At 61.5% G+C, this 16,135-nt stretch carries 13 protein-coding genes; 3 read left to right on the top strand and 10 right to left on the bottom strand.

Annotated features, from left to right (window positions below; genetic code table 11):
- Window positions 1-199: 199 nt before the first annotated feature.
- Entirely contained in the window at window positions 200-1,570 is a 1,371-nt protein-coding gene (locus K2Q04_RS08960) for an Nramp family divalent metal transporter (protein WP_291162140.1), read from the top strand.
- Window positions 1,571-1,576: 6 nt separating this feature from the next.
- Here the strand turns inward: K2Q04_RS08960 and K2Q04_RS08955 are convergent, their stop codons facing one another.
- Entirely contained in the window at window positions 1,577-2,227 is a 651-nt protein-coding gene (locus tag K2Q04_RS08955; protein ID WP_291162137.1) for a hypothetical protein, read from the bottom strand.
- 129 nt (window positions 2,228-2,356) lie between these two features.
- On the opposite strand from K2Q04_RS08955, the gene trmFO reads away from it, so the two are divergent.
- A complete protein-coding gene (trmFO, locus tag K2Q04_RS08950; RefSeq protein WP_291162784.1) occupies window positions 2,357-3,784 on the top strand; it encodes a methylenetetrahydrofolate--tRNA-(uracil(54)-C(5))-methyltransferase (FADH(2)-oxidizing) TrmFO in 1,428 nt (475 codons plus the stop codon).
- A 13-nt stretch (window positions 3,785-3,797) separates the two neighbouring features.
- Here trmFO and K2Q04_RS08945 read toward each other — a convergent pair whose 3' ends face one another.
- The 6 genes from K2Q04_RS08945 to yajC all read right to left on the bottom strand — a co-directional run bounded on the left by K2Q04_RS08945 (window position 3,798) and on the right by yajC (window position 10,584).
- Complete coding sequence (locus K2Q04_RS08945; RefSeq protein ID WP_291162135.1) at window positions 3,798-6,248, bottom strand: hypothetical protein; 2,451 nt, start codon at window positions 6,246-6,248, stop codon at window positions 3,798-3,800.
- A gap of 20 nt (window positions 6,249-6,268) precedes the next feature.
- The gene (locus tag K2Q04_RS08940; RefSeq protein ID WP_291162132.1) at window positions 6,269-7,102 is read right to left on the bottom strand and encodes a squalene/phytoene synthase family protein; all 834 of its coding nucleotides are present in this window, start codon (window positions 7,100-7,102) and stop codon (window positions 6,269-6,271) included.
- A 37-nt stretch (window positions 7,103-7,139) separates the two neighbouring features.
- Entirely contained in the window at window positions 7,140-7,517 is a 378-nt protein-coding gene (locus K2Q04_RS08935; protein ID WP_291162129.1) for an Mth938-like domain-containing protein, read from the bottom strand.
- A 30-nt stretch (window positions 7,518-7,547) separates the two neighbouring features.
- Window positions 7,548-8,525, bottom strand: a complete 978-nt coding sequence (gene secF, locus K2Q04_RS08930; protein WP_291162126.1) for a protein translocase subunit SecF — start codon at window positions 8,523-8,525, stop codon at window positions 7,548-7,550.
- A 12-nt stretch (window positions 8,526-8,537) separates the two neighbouring features.
- Window positions 8,538-10,157: a protein translocase subunit SecD gene (gene secD / locus K2Q04_RS08925; RefSeq protein WP_291162123.1), complete on the bottom strand. Its 1,620-nt coding sequence runs from the start codon at window positions 10,155-10,157 to the stop codon at window positions 8,538-8,540.
- 88 nt (window positions 10,158-10,245) lie between these two features.
- Window positions 10,246-10,584 (bottom strand): preprotein translocase subunit YajC, encoded by a 339-nt coding sequence (gene yajC / locus K2Q04_RS08920; protein WP_291162120.1) that lies wholly within the window; start codon window positions 10,582-10,584, stop codon window positions 10,246-10,248.
- A 227-nt stretch (window positions 10,585-10,811) separates the two neighbouring features.
- Between yajC and K2Q04_RS08915 the strand changes: the two genes are divergently transcribed.
- Window positions 10,812-11,666 (top strand): ATP-binding protein, encoded by an 855-nt coding sequence (locus K2Q04_RS08915; RefSeq protein WP_291162117.1) that lies wholly within the window; start codon window positions 10,812-10,814, stop codon window positions 11,664-11,666.
- A 157-nt stretch (window positions 11,667-11,823) separates the two neighbouring features.
- Here K2Q04_RS08915 and K2Q04_RS08910 read toward each other — a convergent pair whose 3' ends face one another.
- The 3 genes from K2Q04_RS08910 to serS all read right to left on the bottom strand — a co-directional run bounded on the left by K2Q04_RS08910 (window position 11,824) and on the right by serS (window position 15,942).
- Window positions 11,824-13,464, bottom strand: coding sequence for a LysM peptidoglycan-binding domain-containing M23 family metallopeptidase (locus K2Q04_RS08910; RefSeq protein ID WP_291162114.1), 1,641 nt, complete (start codon window positions 13,462-13,464; stop codon window positions 11,824-11,826).
- Between the two features lie 287 nt (window positions 13,465-13,751).
- Window positions 13,752-14,516 carry a 5'/3'-nucleotidase SurE gene (surE, locus tag K2Q04_RS08905; protein ID WP_291162111.1) on the bottom strand — a complete coding sequence of 255 codons (765 nt, stop codon included), beginning with the start codon at window positions 14,514-14,516 and terminating at the stop codon, window positions 13,752-13,754.
- Window positions 14,517-14,661: 145 nt separating this feature from the next.
- Window positions 14,662-15,942 (bottom strand): serine--tRNA ligase, encoded by a 1,281-nt coding sequence (gene serS / locus K2Q04_RS08900; protein ID WP_291162109.1) that lies wholly within the window; start codon window positions 15,940-15,942, stop codon window positions 14,662-14,664.
- Window positions 15,943-16,135 lie beyond the last annotated feature (193 nt).

The following is a 16,135-nucleotide window of genomic DNA, read 5'->3' as shown; positions in this document are numbered from 1 at the left end:
ATTGCAGACCACGACGGCGGTGCCTTGGCTAGATGGCGGCGGCCGTGTGATGCCGGCGAATTCCCCCCACTCGCGATATTTATCCTCAATTCTCCCCTACCGTATTTGTCACAGCAGCCCTGTTCGCACCGGTTCTTGACGGCTGGCCGCTTCTCGACCACTCTAGTTGCGAATGATTGTCATTTGCGAAAAGTGATCCATGGACGCCCGTACGGAAATTGCCGCTCCCCCAGCCGAAACCGCCGAGCAGGCAGGCAGCAGCTGGCGGAAGCCCATTTCGGAGCGTTCTCTGGGCGACGTTTTCCGCACCGTGAAGGTCGCGGGGCACGCGAGTACATGGCGACGTCTCGCTGCATTTTTCGGCCCTGGCTACCTGGTGGCTGTCGGCTACATGGACCCGGGCAACTGGGCGACGTCGATCGCGGGGGGAGCGAAATTCGGCTACGCCCTGCTGTTCGTCGCGCTTCTTTCGAACATCATGGCGATCATCCTGCAGTCGCTGTGCGCGCGCCTCGCCATCGGATCGGGGCGCGATCTCGCGCAGGCGTGCCGCGACGGTTATCCGCAGTGGGCTTCCTTTCCTTTATGGCTCCTCGCTGAGCTTGCGATCATCGCAACCGACGTCGCGGAAGTGATCGGCACGGCCATCGGCCTCAATCTTCTCTTCGGCATCCCGCTCGAGATCGGCGTCTTGCTGACCGCGCTCGACGTGTTCGTCGTTCTGCTTTTGCAGCGGGCGGGCTTCCGGTACCTCGAAGCCTTCATCATCACGATGCTCATCGTCATCGCGATTTGCTTCGCCGTTCAGATCGCGCTTGCAGATCCAGAATGGGGCGCCGTCATCCGCGGCTTCGCGCCCACGACGGAGCTCGTGCGGAATCCCGAAATGCTCTATCTGGCCCTCGGGATCATCGGCGCGACCGTGATGCCGCATAATCTCTATCTGCATTCGGCAATCGTGCAGACGCGCGCGTTCGGCACATCGACCAAAGAGAAGCGCGAGGCGCTGAAATTCGCGACAATCGACTCGACGATTGCGTTGTGCCTGGCGCTGCTCGTCAACGCATCGATCCTGATCCTCGCCGCTGCTGCGTTCTACAAATCCGGAAACACCGAAGTCGTGGAACTTGGCCAAGCGCAATCGTTGCTGCATCCGCTGCTCGGGTCGGCCATCGCGCCGACGCTCTTCGGCATCGCGCTGCTTTGCTGCGGCTTGAACTCGACCGTTACCGCGACGCTCGCGGGCCAGACCGTTATGGAGGGCTTCCTGCAAATCGGGCTGGCGCCTTGGTTGCGGCGGCTCATTACGCGTTCCGTTGCGCTCATACCGGCAGCGGGCGTGACCCTTCTCTATGGTGAAGCGGAAACGGCCAAGCTGTTGATCCTGTCGCAAGTGGTGCTGAGCTTGCAGCTTCCTTTCGCGGTCGTGCCGCTCGTGCAGTTCACGGCGAGCCGCAGCAAGCTCGGCGAGCTCGTGTCGCCCCGCTGGTTGACCGTCATCGCCGCGATCATTGCGCTGTTGATCATCGCGCTCAACGCGAAGCTGACGTGGGATTACTTCGCGGGCTAACGGCAGCTACTTCTGCGCGACCGGAAGGCTTCCTAGATCTTCGATGTACCATTTCTCGACCTCGACGACTGCCGGGTTCACGCCGTTGGCGTAGATCCAGCTGTCGATGGCCCAGCGCTGGCCGTTCGAATTTTCCTTCAGCACCGCGGTCCAATGCGTCCACCCGGAGACGCCTTTCCAGAGCTGATCTTTCGAGAACGGCGTGCCGACAGTGTGATATTTGAGAAGGCCGTTGTTCTGCATGACGAGCATATAGCTCGTCGTATTCGTCGATTCATCGACGCAGTCCATTTGCGTCGGATCGCCCGACGCCGCGAAGTCCATGCCGGCGCGGTCCGTCGATGTGCCGATTGCGGCGCCGACGCGCGTTTCGATCCAGCCGATCGAATAGGCGACCGCGCGGCGCTCTTCCTCCGCCGTATCGGCCTTCTTGATCTTCTTGAAAATTGCTCGAAGCTCGTCGATGTCCGCGTCGGTGAAGCGGAACTTCGTCATCATCTTGCACGTGTAGGCGTGACAGACGGTAACCGTGTTTTTGTTTGGCGGATCGACCTGGAAATCCTGATAATGGCCCTCGACGGGGCCCAAACGGTCATGCGTACATCCCGCGATCGCTATCGAAAGCAGCGCAGACCACACAACACGTTGCAAGCCCATGCCGCCCCGCTTAAGTAACTGCGACAGGCCGCTCTGGTGCTTCCTGCGCAACGTCGCTTAGCACTCGGCCGATTCGCTTCAAAATGACTCAATGGAACTTCGTTCCTCCGCTGTGGAGCCGCTGTGCATATCGCTAAATCATCCTCCGTCCACGTCATTGGTGCAGGGCTCGCAGGCTCAGAAGCAGCACATCAAATCGCGGCCAGTGGGACGCCCGTCGTGCTGCACGAGATGCGGCCGATGCGCTCGACCGAAGCTCACAAGACTGACGGTTTTGCCGAACTCGTCTGCTCGAATTCGTTTCGTTCCGACGATTGGGAGAATAACGCCGTCGGTCTCCTGCATGAGGAACTTCGCCGCGCGGGGTCACTCATCATGGCGGCTGCCGATGAGCACAAGTTGCCGGCGGGCGGCGCTCTCGCCGTCGATCGCGACGCGTTCTCTGCGGAAGTGACTGCGCGGATATCGGCAAACCCGCTGATCACGATCGTACGCGGCGAGCTAGAAGGCCTTCCGCCAGAAGACTGGAGTAACGTGATCATTGCGACGGGACCGCTGACGTCTCCGGCGCTGAGCAGTGCGCTCGCGACGCTGACTGGAGAAGATTCCCTCGCGTTCTTCGATGCGATCGCGCCCGTCATTCATCGCGATTCAATCGATACCGAGATAGCGTGGTTCCAGTCACGTTATGACAAAGCCGGTCCTGCGGGAACGGGCGCGGACTATCTCAACTGCCCGATGTCGAAAGACGAATACGAGGCGTTCATCGATGCGCTTCTCGCGGGCGATAAGACGTCTTTCAAGGAATGGGAAGCGTCCACGCCCTACTTCGACGGCTGCCTGCCGGTCGAGGTGATGGCGGAACGCGGCCGCGAAACACTTCGGTTTGGGCCGATGAAGCCGGTTGGTCTCGATGATCCGCGTACGGGACGTTGGCCATATGCTGTCGTTCAGCTCCGCCAGGACAACGCGCTCGGGACGCTATGGAACATGGTCGGCTTCCAGACGAAGCTGAAGCATGCCGAACAGGTGCGCATTTTCCGGATGATCCCCGGGTTGCAGAACGCCGAATTCGCGCGTCTTGGCGGCCTCCATCGCAACACGTATCTCAATTCGCCGAAGCTCCTGGATCGCTCGCTGCGGCTCAAAGCGATGCCGCGGCTGCGCTTCGCAGGACAAATTACCGGTGTCGAAGGCTATATCGAGAGCGCCGCCATCGGCTTGCTTGCAGGTCGCTTTGCCGCCGCGGATGCGATGGGTGTTGTGAGCGACGCGCCGCCCGCTACGACTGCACTCGGAGCGCTGCTTGACCATATCACGGGCGGCCATCTCGTCAGCGACGACAGCGAACGCGGCGCTGCCCGTTCATTCCAGCCGATGAACATTAATTACGGTCTGCTTCCTGATCTCGACTCTAATCCGACCCACGATCAGAGCGGCAAGAAACTCAAAGGCCCGGAGCGCGGCCGCGAAAAGAAGCGGGCGATGTCGCGCCGCGCGCTTGCCGATCTCGCGGGTTGGCTCGGCGAGACGGCGCCTGTGAAGCAATCTGCTTGAAGCGGCTGGATCGCTAGGGCGCCGCGTTCGTCGTTCCACCGGAAGCCGGAGCGAAACGTTGCGGCGTGAACTGCTCCTGATCGGGAGGCGGCGAAGCCGGTGCTGGCGCGGGTTCCGTCGACGTCTGCGTCTGCTGTGGTCCCCGGTTGAGCGGGCGGATTTCTATGGGCGTCGCCGAAGGCTCTGCAGGCGGAGATGGCGACGGAACGACTGCCGTCTCGGTCGGAGGCGGTCCGACAACGGCTTCCGGCGGCGGCTCGTCGGAAGGATCACCAGACGTAACTCCGACCGTCGCGCCGGACTTCCCGTCGTCATCCGTCGCCGGCACGGCGGCAGCTGGCGAAGCGTTCGCTGCTGGCAATGCGCCGGTTACACCTTTTTCGCCACCCGACTTCGACAACACCGAATTGATGTCTGGGATTTGCGCATTGGGTTCGTCCGCTGCGGGTGCCGGCGTATCCTCAGGAGAAGGCACCGTATAGCCCGTGGGATCGGCATCGGGGCCTGCACCATATTTCGCCAGGACCGATCGTGCCTTATCGACGACGGCATCGGCGATGGCCGCTTGGCCTTCCGCGGTCGGATGGAACGCGCCGGAGTACGTCGACGCCAGTATGAGCTGGAACGGCGCGAACGGCTCGATGCGCAGAACCTTCGTCAACAACCCGGCCTCAACGTGGAAATTGCCCGTCATGAAGGCATCGTTCGGCGTTCTGAACCATCGCTGACGCGCCGCGTAGGCCTGATAATCGGCCGGGTTATACGGGGTCCATACGCCATCGATCTTGCGGGGAAGCCGGAGGTCATCGACCTCGCTCACACCTTCGACACTCAGGCCCGCGCATATTCCGCGTCCGATGAAGGCACGCCTGTGCGTTTCAACGAACGTCCAGCCGAATTCGTAAGAGGCATCACGCATGAGACGATGCAGCTTGTCGGCGAACCATGTGCCGAGCTTCAGCTTGGTTCGGTCCAATTGGAAGTCGGGCACGACTTCCATGCCGGAGTTGCCGTCACCGCACATCTGGCTGCCGTCGCCTTCGAGGGCGAGACCCGGATAGGCGACGAGCAGAATGCGATCGCTTTCCTGCCAGGGCACGTAGAGGATGCTGTGAATGGCGCGGTTGAGCGACTTATAGCGTGCGCCCAATGTGGCGAGTTCGGCGGAAGCTTCTGCCTCGCCGTGGACCTGACCCAGCCAGCCGCCGAGTTCACGCAACAGGGATACATTCGAGAGGACCGCATTCGCCAGAAGCCGCGAGAAGCCGATATCGTTGCCGCCAATGGAGAGCAGCACGAGGTCGATCTTGCGCGCGTCGTCCTGCGGGCATTTACGAAGGACGATATTCTGCAGTTGAGGGATTTGGCCGTTCATGTGAAAGGCCTCGGGCAGATCGAGCGGCTGCGTTTTATTGTTTCCGCACTGCGCTTCAGCGACCGCCGAGATTTGCGAAAGGCGCGGCGGGTTCGGAACCCATTCGTTGCCCTTGTACCTCAGAAAAAGTCCGTCGGTGATCTCGGCGCCTGCGCACGAGACGCCGACGAATGTGACGGCGCGATGCGGGTCTTCGACGGCGAGCTGCAATGCCGTGCGCAATTGTTCGGAATAGAGCGAACGATGGCAGGCTTGGTCGAGCCAGCGCGCATTCTCCTTGATGAAGGTTTTATCGCCGAGATCCCGCCATGGCCCGATGCGCGCGGGATATCCGGTGAGACCGCTATAAAGTCCGATGGTGCTGTAGTCGGACGTCCGCTCGCGCGAAAAACGGACAGCCCGGTCGGGGTTGCCTTCGCCCGACGCAAAGCTGTCTCCCATTCCGGCGATCAGGACGTCGCGAACCTTGATTAGCGTCTTGGAAACTTCCCGGCCGCCGATTTGGACGGTGACCATTGCTCCGCCCGGATAGGGCACGACGAAGCGCGCCGACTCGCTGCACGGTTGCGTGATCGCGTCGCCACGCGGATTCTTGGAATCGCCGCGCGGCGCCGTGAGCCACGTGCACGTCAGCGTCGACGCATCTTCAACGCCCGTGACCTCAACGATGACGGCGTGGTTCGAGGGGTTGATGTAGTCATCGTAGGCATCGCACTTGAAGCGGTTGTTGTTCCAGCACGTCTTGCGGAACATGGATGCGGCCCAGCCGTCGCGGTCGCCGCTCTGGAGCGCGTGCTCTGCTGCTAAGACCGGCGTTGCCCGTTCTGTCGGCCCGAGCGCCCGATACGTCGCGCGGTGCGCTTCCGTATCGTGAGGGTCAATGAAGAAGCGGAACGGGTTTTCGAGCTTCCAGGTAATGACAGGCGAAGCAGCTTCAGCGTGGTTCGGCGCGATCAAGCTCGTCGCGACGAAGGCAAGCGAAAGGAACAGCGCCCCTATGCGTGACCAGGCTTTGCAGCCGGTTCGCGGAACACCAGCCGCCGGGCGCAAACGTACGCCTTTCAGCCCCCGTCTTGAAATTGATGCCATCTGCCCTCTTCGCCTGGTCGTCAGACGCGACCTGACCAATGCGCGCGTGCAATACGCCACAATCGAGCGATAGGCGCGATTTCCAATATGTCGCGCGCCGGCTCGTGCCGAGGGTTCTGCAAAGCGCGAAAATAGGGCTCAACGAGGGCAAGCGGCAACAAAGCCGTTGTGAACGTTCTGGGTTTGCCCCTGAGATGACGCCGCAGTTCGGCGAGAGCGGCGAGCCCTTCGCTCGCGAGCCACGCCATTTGCGGGCGCCAATCTTCCGCTTCGTCCGCTGCAAAGGGGTTTGGAGACCTCGCCTTCGGCAGCAGCGCACGCCCGCGCATCAGAGCATATGGCAGCTCGATCCCGATGCGGGCGAAGCCCGATGCGCGGGCTGCCGCGTCGATGGTTTGCTCATCCAATTCGAGCCCCAGGATCGAGCCTGCAAATGCGAACGGCGTGCCGTCGATGTTGCGCAATGTTTCGCGGAGTTCCGCATCATCCGCCGGCGGTTCGCCGTAGAGCGCGTGTGCGTGGGCCGCGAGATAATCTTCGATGACACCGAGCGAGAGAGCGCGGCGCCGGATGACTTCGGCAAAAGCATCGAGCGTCGGATTGCCGGAGCGGCCGCTTTCGCCGCGGCTCAAAAACGCGTCCCGCCACCATGCTACGCGAATTTCGCCGAGAGCCGCCTCGCTGACTTGGCGCGATATCCGTTCGATCTCGCCGGTAAATGCCGCGAGCGCGATGAGATCGTCACGGGCTTCGACGGGGGCGAAGAGCGCAGCGTAGTAACGATCCGGCGCTGACGCGCGAGCGGCCGACCGTACCGCATCGTAATCGATCGCTCGCGTGCCGGAGTTGCTCACACGTCACTCGTGGATTGAAGGCGGTTCCTCGCAGGGGTCACGGCACTGCGATCAGCGCCGCTGCGATCGTTCGCTTTTCGGCGATCAGGATGTTGTACGTGCGCGCCGCGGCTCCTGTCGACATCGGTTCGAGGCCGATGCCGGCTTTCGCGAATGCGGAATAGACTTCGGCTGAAGGCCAGAGTTGCTTCTCGCCCGTGCCGAGCAGCACCGTGATCGGTGGATCGAGGCGGCTCAGAAGAAAGTCGATGTCCTCGGCATCGAGTTCTTCGGCGTTGGTCGCGCCCCAGGCGTAGACGCCGCTCGGCAAGCAGATAATCGAGCCGCGATGACTCATCTCGGCGAAACGGAAGCCGCCGTTGCCGTAGGCCGTGATCGCCGTTTCATAAGGGTAGCTGGCGACCTCGGGTGTCATTACGGCGGCGTTCCTCGTTCGCGCCGAGCGTCAGGCCTTGGCGCGGCTCGCCTTGGTCTCGGCAACCGCTTTTGCAGCCGCGTCGCTCCAGTCGCGCTTGACGCCGAGGTAGCCCAGCAGCGGGGCCGCGATGAAGATCGACGAGTAGGTGCCGATCACCACGCCCAAGAGCATCGCGAGGTTGAAGCTGCGGATGACTTCGCCGCCGAAAATGTAGAGCGAGACCAGCACCGCGATCGCCGTCACGCCGGTCAGGATCGTGCGCGACAGCGTCTCGTTGATCGACAAGTTCAAGAGCTGGTTGAGCTCCATTTTCTTGAACTTGCGCAAATTCTCGCGAATTCGGTCAGACACAACGACGGTGTCGTTCACCGAATAGCCGAGAATGGTCAGCAGCGCGGCCACGGTCGAGAGATCGAATTCCAGCTGAAACAGCGAAAAGATGCCCGCGGTGAGAAGGACGTCGTGGGTCAACGCGACGACGGCGCCGAGGGCGAACTGCCATTCGAAACGGAACCAGACGTAGGCCACGATCGCCAAGATACCGGCGGCGACCGCGATAAAACCGGTCATGCGCAATTCGCTCGATACGGCCGGGCCGACCACTTCGACACGACGCTGAACAAAGTCGGCGCTCGTTGCATCAATTACCTTCTGAACGGCGGGCTGTTGAGCGGTTTCGCCGCCTGGCTGCTCCTCGAGCCGCACGAGCACGTCGTTCGGCGTGCCGAACTCCTGAATCTGGACGTTGCCGAGCCCGAGAGCGTTGAGCTTTTCACGCAGCGACGAGATGTCAGCGTTACCGCTCTTCGTCTGTAACTCGATCAGAGACCCGCCCTTGAAGTCGACACCGTAGTTCAGACCGAGGGTCATGCAGAGCGCGATGGATAGCAGCATCGCGATGATGGATGCGGCAAGCGCCGGCCCTTTGAACTTCATAAAGGGCAAGTTCAGGTCGTGCGGGAAGAAGTCGAACCCCTTGAAGACCGGAATGTATTTCATCAACACGGAAGTGGTCTCCTAGACCGGCACGATTTGGATACGGCCCTTCGGCTGAGCCTTGAGCCAGAACGAGATGAGCAGCCTGACGACCGTCACGGATGCGAAGATCGACGTCAGAATGCCGATTGTCAGCGTTACGGCGAAGCCGCGGATAGGGCCTGAACCCAGCCAGAACATGATGATGGCGCAGGCCAGTGTCGTCAGCTGGCTGTCGGCGATCGTCACGAAGGCACGCTGGAACCCAGCATCGATAGCGGAGATCGCCGTTTTGCCCGCCCGCAATTCTTCACGAATACGCTCGTAGATCAGCACGTTCGCGTCGACGGCCATCGCGACACCCAGGACCAAGCCCGCGATGCCGGGCAGCGTCAACGTGGAGCCGATGAGCGTCATGAGGGCGAGCGTCAAGATCAAGTGCACGACGAGGCCTACGCACGCGAAAATGCCGAACGTGCCATAGGCGAGGACCGTCAGAATGACGACCGCGATGCCGCCGATGATGCCGGCGCGCTTACCGTCGGCAATCGAGTCAGCGCCAAGGGATGGACCGACGGTTCGCTCCTCGACAATCGTCAGCTTTGCCGGCAGCGAGCCGGACCGCAGCTGAACGGCAAGCCGGTTCGAGCTGTCGACGTCGAAGCTGCCGGAAATCTGGCCGGAACCTCCGAGGATCGGCTCGCGGATAACCGGCGCCGAAAGCACCTTATTATCGAGCACGATCGCAAAAGGTTTGCCTACGTTATCTTTGGTGAAGTTGCCGAACTTGCGCGCGCCGCTTTGATTGAAGCGGAAGTTGATCACCGCCTCGTTCGTGCGGCTGTCAAAGCCCGGCTGCGCGTCGGCGAGGTCATCGCCCTGCACGACCGGCTGCTCACGCAGCAGATACTCGGACGGTCCCTCGCTCTTGTCGCCCGGATAGATCTTGTAGCCTGCGGGAATGCTCGTCTGCTTGGCCTCTTCGGCACTGAGCGAGGGATGCACTTCGTGGAACGTCAGCTTGGCGGTTTCGCCGATGAGCGCCTTCAGCTCCTTGGTGTCTTTCAGGCCAGGAAACTGAATCAGAATGCGGTCGGCGCCCTGGCGCACGATCGTCGATTCCGACGTGCCCAAATTATTGACGCGGCGGTTGATCGTCTCGATGGAGGCGGCCGCGGCATTGGAAATACGCGCGCGGAGACCCGCCTCTGTCGGCTTCACGATCACCGTGCCGGGGTCGGTTCCGGCCGAGACGTCGACATCGTAGCCGCCGGTGCCGAGCACGGCGCTGCCGATCGTTTGCCTGACCTTATGGAGTTGCTTGATCGCCTCGTCGCGCTCTTCCGGCTTTGCGAGCTTGACGACAAGTTGCGAGCCCTGGATGCCGATGCCGGTGAATCCAATTTTCGCATCGCGAAGAACCTTGCGCGATTCATCGCGAAGGTTGTTCATCCAATCCTTCTTGATCTCGTCCTGGTCCATCGCGAGCAGAAGATGCGCGCCGCCCTGGAGGTCGAGCCCCAGAGGCAGCTGTTTCTTCGGTACGAATGATGGCCAGGATGCGACCGTCTCCTTCGAGAAGAAGTTCGGCATCGCGACTGCGATACCTGCGAAGCAGGTCAGCAGGATCAGGATGATTTTCGTGCGGGTGAATTGCAGCATCGGAATAGGGTCTCGGGCGTTAGGAGATGCGCGGATCAAAACTTGCGCATCTGGCGCAGCTACGTTCTCGCACGCGGGCGTCGGTCAATCACGTTGCGTCTTTGACAGGTTCGCCCTTGGCGCGCACATCCAAAAGGGTGCCCTTCACGATGCGGACCTTCAGATTGTCGGCAAGCTCGACCTCGATTTCGTCGCTCGTGTCGGAAGCCTTCGTAACCTTGCCGAGCATGCCTCCTGCCGTGACAACCGTGTCGCCGCGGCGGACGGCGTTCAAACGCTCCCGGAGTTGCTTCGCGCGCTGCGATTGCGGACGGATCAGGAGGAAATAGAAGATCGCCAGCATCGCCAGCATCGGAATCAGAAGGCCGCCCAAGGGGTCCATCGGGCTGGCTGCGGCGGTCTGCGCGAAGGCGGAAGTCGTAAACATTGGGAAAGATAGTCCTCTGGATGCGATTGAAATAAGCACTACCGCCCCGGATCCCAATGGGCCGGAGGGATGAGCCCCTCAAATTCGGGCGGACTATAGTGGTCCGATGCTCTTTTGCAACCTCGCATAGGGTTGTGAAAGGCCGTTGGCACTGCCTTCCGCAGCGATTAAACACGCTTTTTCCCGGCATGTAGCGCGCCGGGCTTTTGGCCCCCTGGAATTCCTTAATGACCGACGCAAACACCTATCGCCCGATTCTGGAGCGGATCGCAGACGCTCTTGAGCGCTTGAGCCCTTCCCCGCCCCGGACTGCCGACTTCACCGCAGCCGACGCCTTCGTGTGGCAGGCTGATGCAGCGACCTTCGAGCCGGTCTTGGAGGTCAGCCGCGTTCCTTTGAGGCTTCTCAAAGGTATCGACCGGACCGCCGGCATTCTGCTCGACAATACGCGGCGCTTCGCAGCGGGCCTGCCCGCCAACAACGCCCTGCTCTGGGGCGCGCGCGGCATGGGCAAATCGAGCCTCGTAAAAGCGGCGCACGCCGACGCGCTCGGGACAGACGGCGGCCTGAAGCTCATCGAGATCCATCGCGAGGATATCGGCTCGCTGCCCAAATGCCTCGCCATCCTTAAATCTGCGCCGCATCGATTCATCGTCTTCAGCGACGATCTTTCCTTCGATCATGACGATACGAGCTACAAATCGCTCAAGGCAGTTCTCGACGGCGGGATCGAGGGGCGCCCGAAGAACGTGATCTTCTACGCGACATCCAACCGCCGTCACCTCATGCCGCGCGACATGATCGACAACGAGCGGGCGACGGCCATCAATCCCGGCGAAGCGACCGAAGAAAAAGTATCGCTTTCGGATCGTTTCGGCCTCTGGCTCGGCTTTCACAACGCGAGCCAGGACGACTATCTCGCGATGGTCAGAGCCTATGTCGAGCACTTCGGCATCAAGGTCGCGGACGACGAATTGCAGCGGGACGCACTCGAATGGGCGACGACGCGCGGCGCACGCTCGGGCCGTGTCGCGTGGCAATACGTGCAGGATCTCGCAGGCCGGACGGGAACTTCGATTTGAGTCTTTTTGGGCGCTTGCGACTCCGCTTCGCGGAGCCGGCCGCAAGCGCGGAAACCTTGAACGCCAAGCGACAAACAAAAAGAGAGCCGGATCGTTCGATCCGGCCCCCAGTTTTCCCTCAGTGCCAGCGCGTTTTCCCCCGCGCTAGATGAAAGCGTCAGAGCTTCTCGAGATACGGCATCGGATCGACCGGTTTCGAGCCTTGACGCAATTCGAAGTGGACTTGCGGCTGATCAACAGAGCCCGTTTTACCGGCCTTCGCGATGACCTGCCCGCGCTTGATCTTGTCGCCGCGCTTCACGAGCAGTTCGTCGTTGTGCGCGTAGGCGGTGACCCAGCCGTTATCGTGGCGAAGCAGCACGAGGTTGCCATAGCCCTTCAGCTCGCTGCCTGCGTAGGCGACGATGCCTGACTCTGCGGCGTGGACTTCCGTTCCGAGCGGCACCTGCAGATTGATGCCGTCGTTATGGGTGCCGTCGGAGCGACCGCCGAAGCCTGCTACGATCTTGCCGATCGTCGGCCAACGGAGCTTGCCGGAATTGTTCGCAGAGCTTGCCGCCCCTTCCGCGACTGCGGAGGGAACTGCAACCGCGACCTTTTCCTCTGGCGGCGAGATCTTCTGCGCCGGAGCGGCCGGCTGCGTGGGCTGCACAGGTGCAACGGCCGGCGAAGAATCCGGCGATGCGTCCGTCACCTTGTTATCCGAAAGCGATGCAACGCGCTTCTCGCCGTTGATCACGGTCGGCTGGGCCGTCGTCGCGTCGCCGTAGCGCGCGGGTTCCGAGGGCGTGATCGGGGGGACCACGGCCGCAGTCGATTGAGCCGGCGGGAGCGGAGCTGCCGGGGCCGACGCCGCGGGGAGCGGCGGCGGAGTATGCGGTGGCTGAGGCGCGGATGTGCTCTCGGCCATGCGAGACGGCGCTTCGCTTGCGCTTTCGCCTGGCACCTTCAGCACCGTACCGGGCTTCACGCGACGCGGATCGCTGATGCCATTGACCTGCTGCAGCTCGGCCAATTTGACATTATTCGACCGCGCGATGCCGTAAAGGGAATCGCCGGGCTTCACTGTGTAGGAGCCGTTGTAGTTCGCCACGACGTCAGGAGCAGCTGGCGCAAGCGGCGCAGGCAACGGCGTTGCGGCCTCGATGGCCTTCGCCGCAGCAACGCTGCTACGATCGGATGAAGCGCCTGCGGCCGGGAGATAAAGCTTCTGCCCAGGCTTCAAGTTCGGGTTGCTCAGGCCGTTCAGCGAGGTCAATTCGGTAAGCGAGACCTGGTGACGCCGCGAAAGCCCATAGAGCGTATCGCCCGGCTGCACCTCGATCATCTCACCCTTGGCGGCGACTGGCGTGACCGGCGGCGTCGATCGAGCTGCTGCTGTATCACGGCCGTAGCTCGGCTCGCTCGGCGTGCGCGCGAAGGGCTTCGCCGGGCGATAGGACGCCGACGGTGAAGGCTGCTGCGGTGGCGGCGGCGGCGCATCATAGGATGTTGAGCCGTGATCGCCGGTCGCCTCGGGAAGCGCTGCTACTTGCACAGACGAAGCGCCGGCGCCGTAGGGGCCGCGCGGGGTTGAGCCGCCGACGGTTTGGTTATCGCCCAGTGAACTTGTGCGCACGGGTTCGGACGGGATCGGCGTCGCGCCCGGACTATCGTTAAAATTGAAGGACGTGCTGTCGAAGCGCGTAACATCCGCGCTGCAGCCGCTGAGGCCAAGGCTTGCAATTATTAGAGAAACAGCCGTCGCGGACTTGAGGCTCAAGCGCCCGCATTGGCTAACGCCAAAACAACTCATCATGGTACGCACCTCTACTCGCACCATCCATTAACCTTTAACCGGTTAACGGAGAGTAAACGTTCAGCTGTGTTTTTATGTAGAAGTCTCGAGTTGCATTTGCCTGCGATTGAGGTGGCTTCCCCGCCGTCACAAGAAATACGACCCGAATAGGAACGTGAGTGACCTTCGACGGTGCTTTGCACACCGCCGGAGTTTTTTCGAATTAGATGAGAATTGCGCTCTATTCGCGGACGGATTTCGTCTTTATGACGACTTTCGCACACGTCAGCCGGCGGAGCAGTCGCCGTTCAGCTCAGCTTGGCTTTGAGCATTTTCAACGAGCCGTGATTGGTAAGATCGACGCTTAGCGGCGTGACGGAAATTTTGTTTTCCGCAATTGCCGCAAGATCGCTTCCGGGGACGAGCGTCGATTTACGCCGTTCGAATCCAAACCAGAAATACGGCGTACCCCACGGATCGATCCGGCTGTCGATATCGAGCAGCGCTTGATCTCTGACACCCTGCGATGTGACGGCAATACCTTTCACATCATGTGGATCGGCGTCGGGGAAATTGATGTTGATGAGAGTTTTCGGTTCCCATTCCTGTTCGAGTAATTTCTTGATGAGCGATGGCGCATGCGCGAGCGGCGTTTCCCAGAGCGCGCGCTTTGCGCCTTCCTCGAAGCCCATCATCAGCGACAGCGCGATCGAGCGGATGCCGAGAAGCGTGCCTTCCATCGCTGCTGCGACGGTACCGGAATAGGTGGTGTCCTCGGCAAGGTTAGAGCCGTGATTGACGCCCGATAAAATGAGATCCGGCGGCTGCTGTTTGAGGATGTGGCGCACCGCCATGATTACGCAGTCCGTCGGGGTACCCGCGATTGCGTACGTGCGTTCATCGAGCTTTCGCAGGCGGAGCGGTGTGTGCAGCGTCATCGAATGCGACGTGCCCGATTGGTTCGTCTCCGGCGCGACCGTCCAGACGTCAGGCGAAATGCCGAGCGCAATCGCTTTCAGGATTTCCAATCCCCGCGCGTTGATGCCGTCGTCGTTGGTGATCAGGATTCGCATTTGTTTTTCCGCCGCATTGTCTCCCTCGCCCCGTCCTTACGGGGAGAGGGTCGGGGTGAGGGGCCGCAACAGCGACACGGCAAGCGGCCGCCCCTCACCCTAACCCTCTCCCCATGCGAAGTGCAGGGCATGGGGAGAGGGAATTTCAGGCTTTCTGTATTTGCGCGAGACCGCCCATATAAGGGCGAAGTGCATCCGGTATGACGACACTGCCGTCGGCCTGCTGATAGTTCTCGAGAACTGCGATCAGCGTGCGTCCGACTGCGAGGCCCGAACCGTTCAGCGTGTGGACATAAACGGGCTTGCCGCCGTCCTTCGGGCGATAGCGCGCGTCCATGCGGCGAGCCTGGAAATCGCCGCATACCGAACAGGACGAAATCTCGCGATAGGTGTTCTGCCCGGGCAGCCAGACTTCGATGTCGTAGGTTTTCTGCGAGGCAAAGCCCATGTCGCCGGTGCACAGAAGCATCGTGCGGAATGGCAGGCCGAGACGCTTCAGGACTTCTTCGGCGCACGACGTCATGCGCTCGTGCTCTTCGAGCGCTTTTTCGGGCGCGACGACGGAGACGAGTTCGACCTTCGTGAATTGATGCTGGCGGATCATGCCGCGCGTGTCGCGCCCTGCAGCGCCCGCTTCGGAACGGAAGCACTGCGTCCAGGCGGTCATGCGCTTCGGAAGCTGCGCTTCATCGAGGATCTGTTCCCGCACGAGGTTCGTCAGCGGGATTTCGGCGGTCGGGATGAGCCAGAAATCATTCGTGGTCTTGAAAAGATCCTCGGCGAACTTCGGAAGATTGCCCGTGCCGTAGGCCGCCTGATCTTTGACGAGCAGTGGCGGGTTGACTTCGGTGTAGCCGAACTCGCCCGTGTGCAGATCGAGCATGAAGTTGCCGATGGCGCGTTCGAGGCGCGCGATAGCGCCTTTGGTGACGACGAAGCGCGCGCCCGAAATTTTCTGCGCCGCTTCGAAGTCCATCAGGCCCAGCGCTTCGCCGATTTCGAAATGCTGCTTGGGAGCAAAGTCGAATGATTTCGGCGTCCCAATTTTGCGAACTTCGACGTTGCCCGTTTCGTCCGTTCCAAACGGCACGTCCTCGCGCGGCGTATTGGGTATGACGGACAGCGCGTCGCGAATTTCGGCGTCGAGCCTGCGCTCGTCCTCTTCGCCTTTCGCGATCGCCTGCTTGAGCTCGGCGACCTCGGTCATCAGCCGCGTTGCCGTCGCTTCGTCTTTCGCGGCCTTCGCCTTGCCGATTTCCTTCGATGCCGCGTTCCGCTGGGATTGCGCTTCCTGCAGCTCGGTCAGGAGCGCGCGCCGCTTTTCGTCGAGGGCGATAAGGCTCGCCGACTGCGGCTCGAGTCCGCGCCGGCGCAGACCTTCATCGAAAGTCGCGGCGTTGTCTCTGATCCATTTGATGTCGAACACGGGAGCCTCTTCGCGTACGGGTGTGTTGAGGCCGTCCTATACGATGCTTTTCCCCCGGTCCAGGGCTGCGAAAAAAAGGATGACGCCCGCAACAGCGGACGCCATCCCAGCGGGGCCTTTAACGGCAGTCCCACATGCCAAACCTAGTCAAATCGTGAGCCTGGCAGGCATCGACTATCCCCTCATCGATTGG

Source organism: Hyphomicrobium sp. (assembly GCF_019753045.1).
In the GTDB taxonomy this organism is placed as follows: domain Bacteria; phylum Pseudomonadota; class Alphaproteobacteria; order Rhizobiales; family Hyphomicrobiaceae; genus Hyphomicrobium_B.
Note: the sequence above shows the minus strand (reverse complement) of the source record. Positions and strands in the feature narration are given on the sequence as shown.

Coding starts and splice junctions, on each gene's coding strand:
- K2Q04_RS08910 (WP_291162114.1), bottom strand. CDS start 13,464: ATGATGAGTTGTTTTGGCGTTAGCCAATGCGGGCGCTTGAGCCTCAAG.
- K2Q04_RS08915 (WP_291162117.1), top strand. CDS start 10,812: ATGACCGACGCAAACACCTATCGCCCGATTCTGGAGCGGATCGCAGAC.
- K2Q04_RS08955 (WP_291162137.1), bottom strand. CDS start 2,227: ATGGGCTTGCAACGTGTTGTGTGGTCTGCGCTGCTTTCGATAGCGATC.
- K2Q04_RS08935 (WP_291162129.1), bottom strand. CDS start 7,517: ATGACACCCGAGGTCGCCAGCTACCCTTATGAAACGGCGATCACGGCC.
- yajC (WP_291162120.1), bottom strand. CDS start 10,584: ATGTTTACGACTTCCGCCTTCGCGCAGACCGCCGCAGCCAGCCCGATG.
- secD (WP_291162123.1), bottom strand. CDS start 10,157: ATGCTGCAATTCACCCGCACGAAAATCATCCTGATCCTGCTGACCTGC.
- K2Q04_RS08945 (WP_291162135.1), bottom strand. CDS start 6,248: ATGGCATCAATTTCAAGACGGGGGCTGAAAGGCGTACGTTTGCGCCCG.
- K2Q04_RS08960 (WP_291162140.1), top strand. CDS start 200: ATGGACGCCCGTACGGAAATTGCCGCTCCCCCAGCCGAAACCGCCGAG.
- surE (WP_291162111.1), bottom strand. CDS start 14,516: ATGCGAATCCTGATCACCAACGACGACGGCATCAACGCGCGGGGATTG.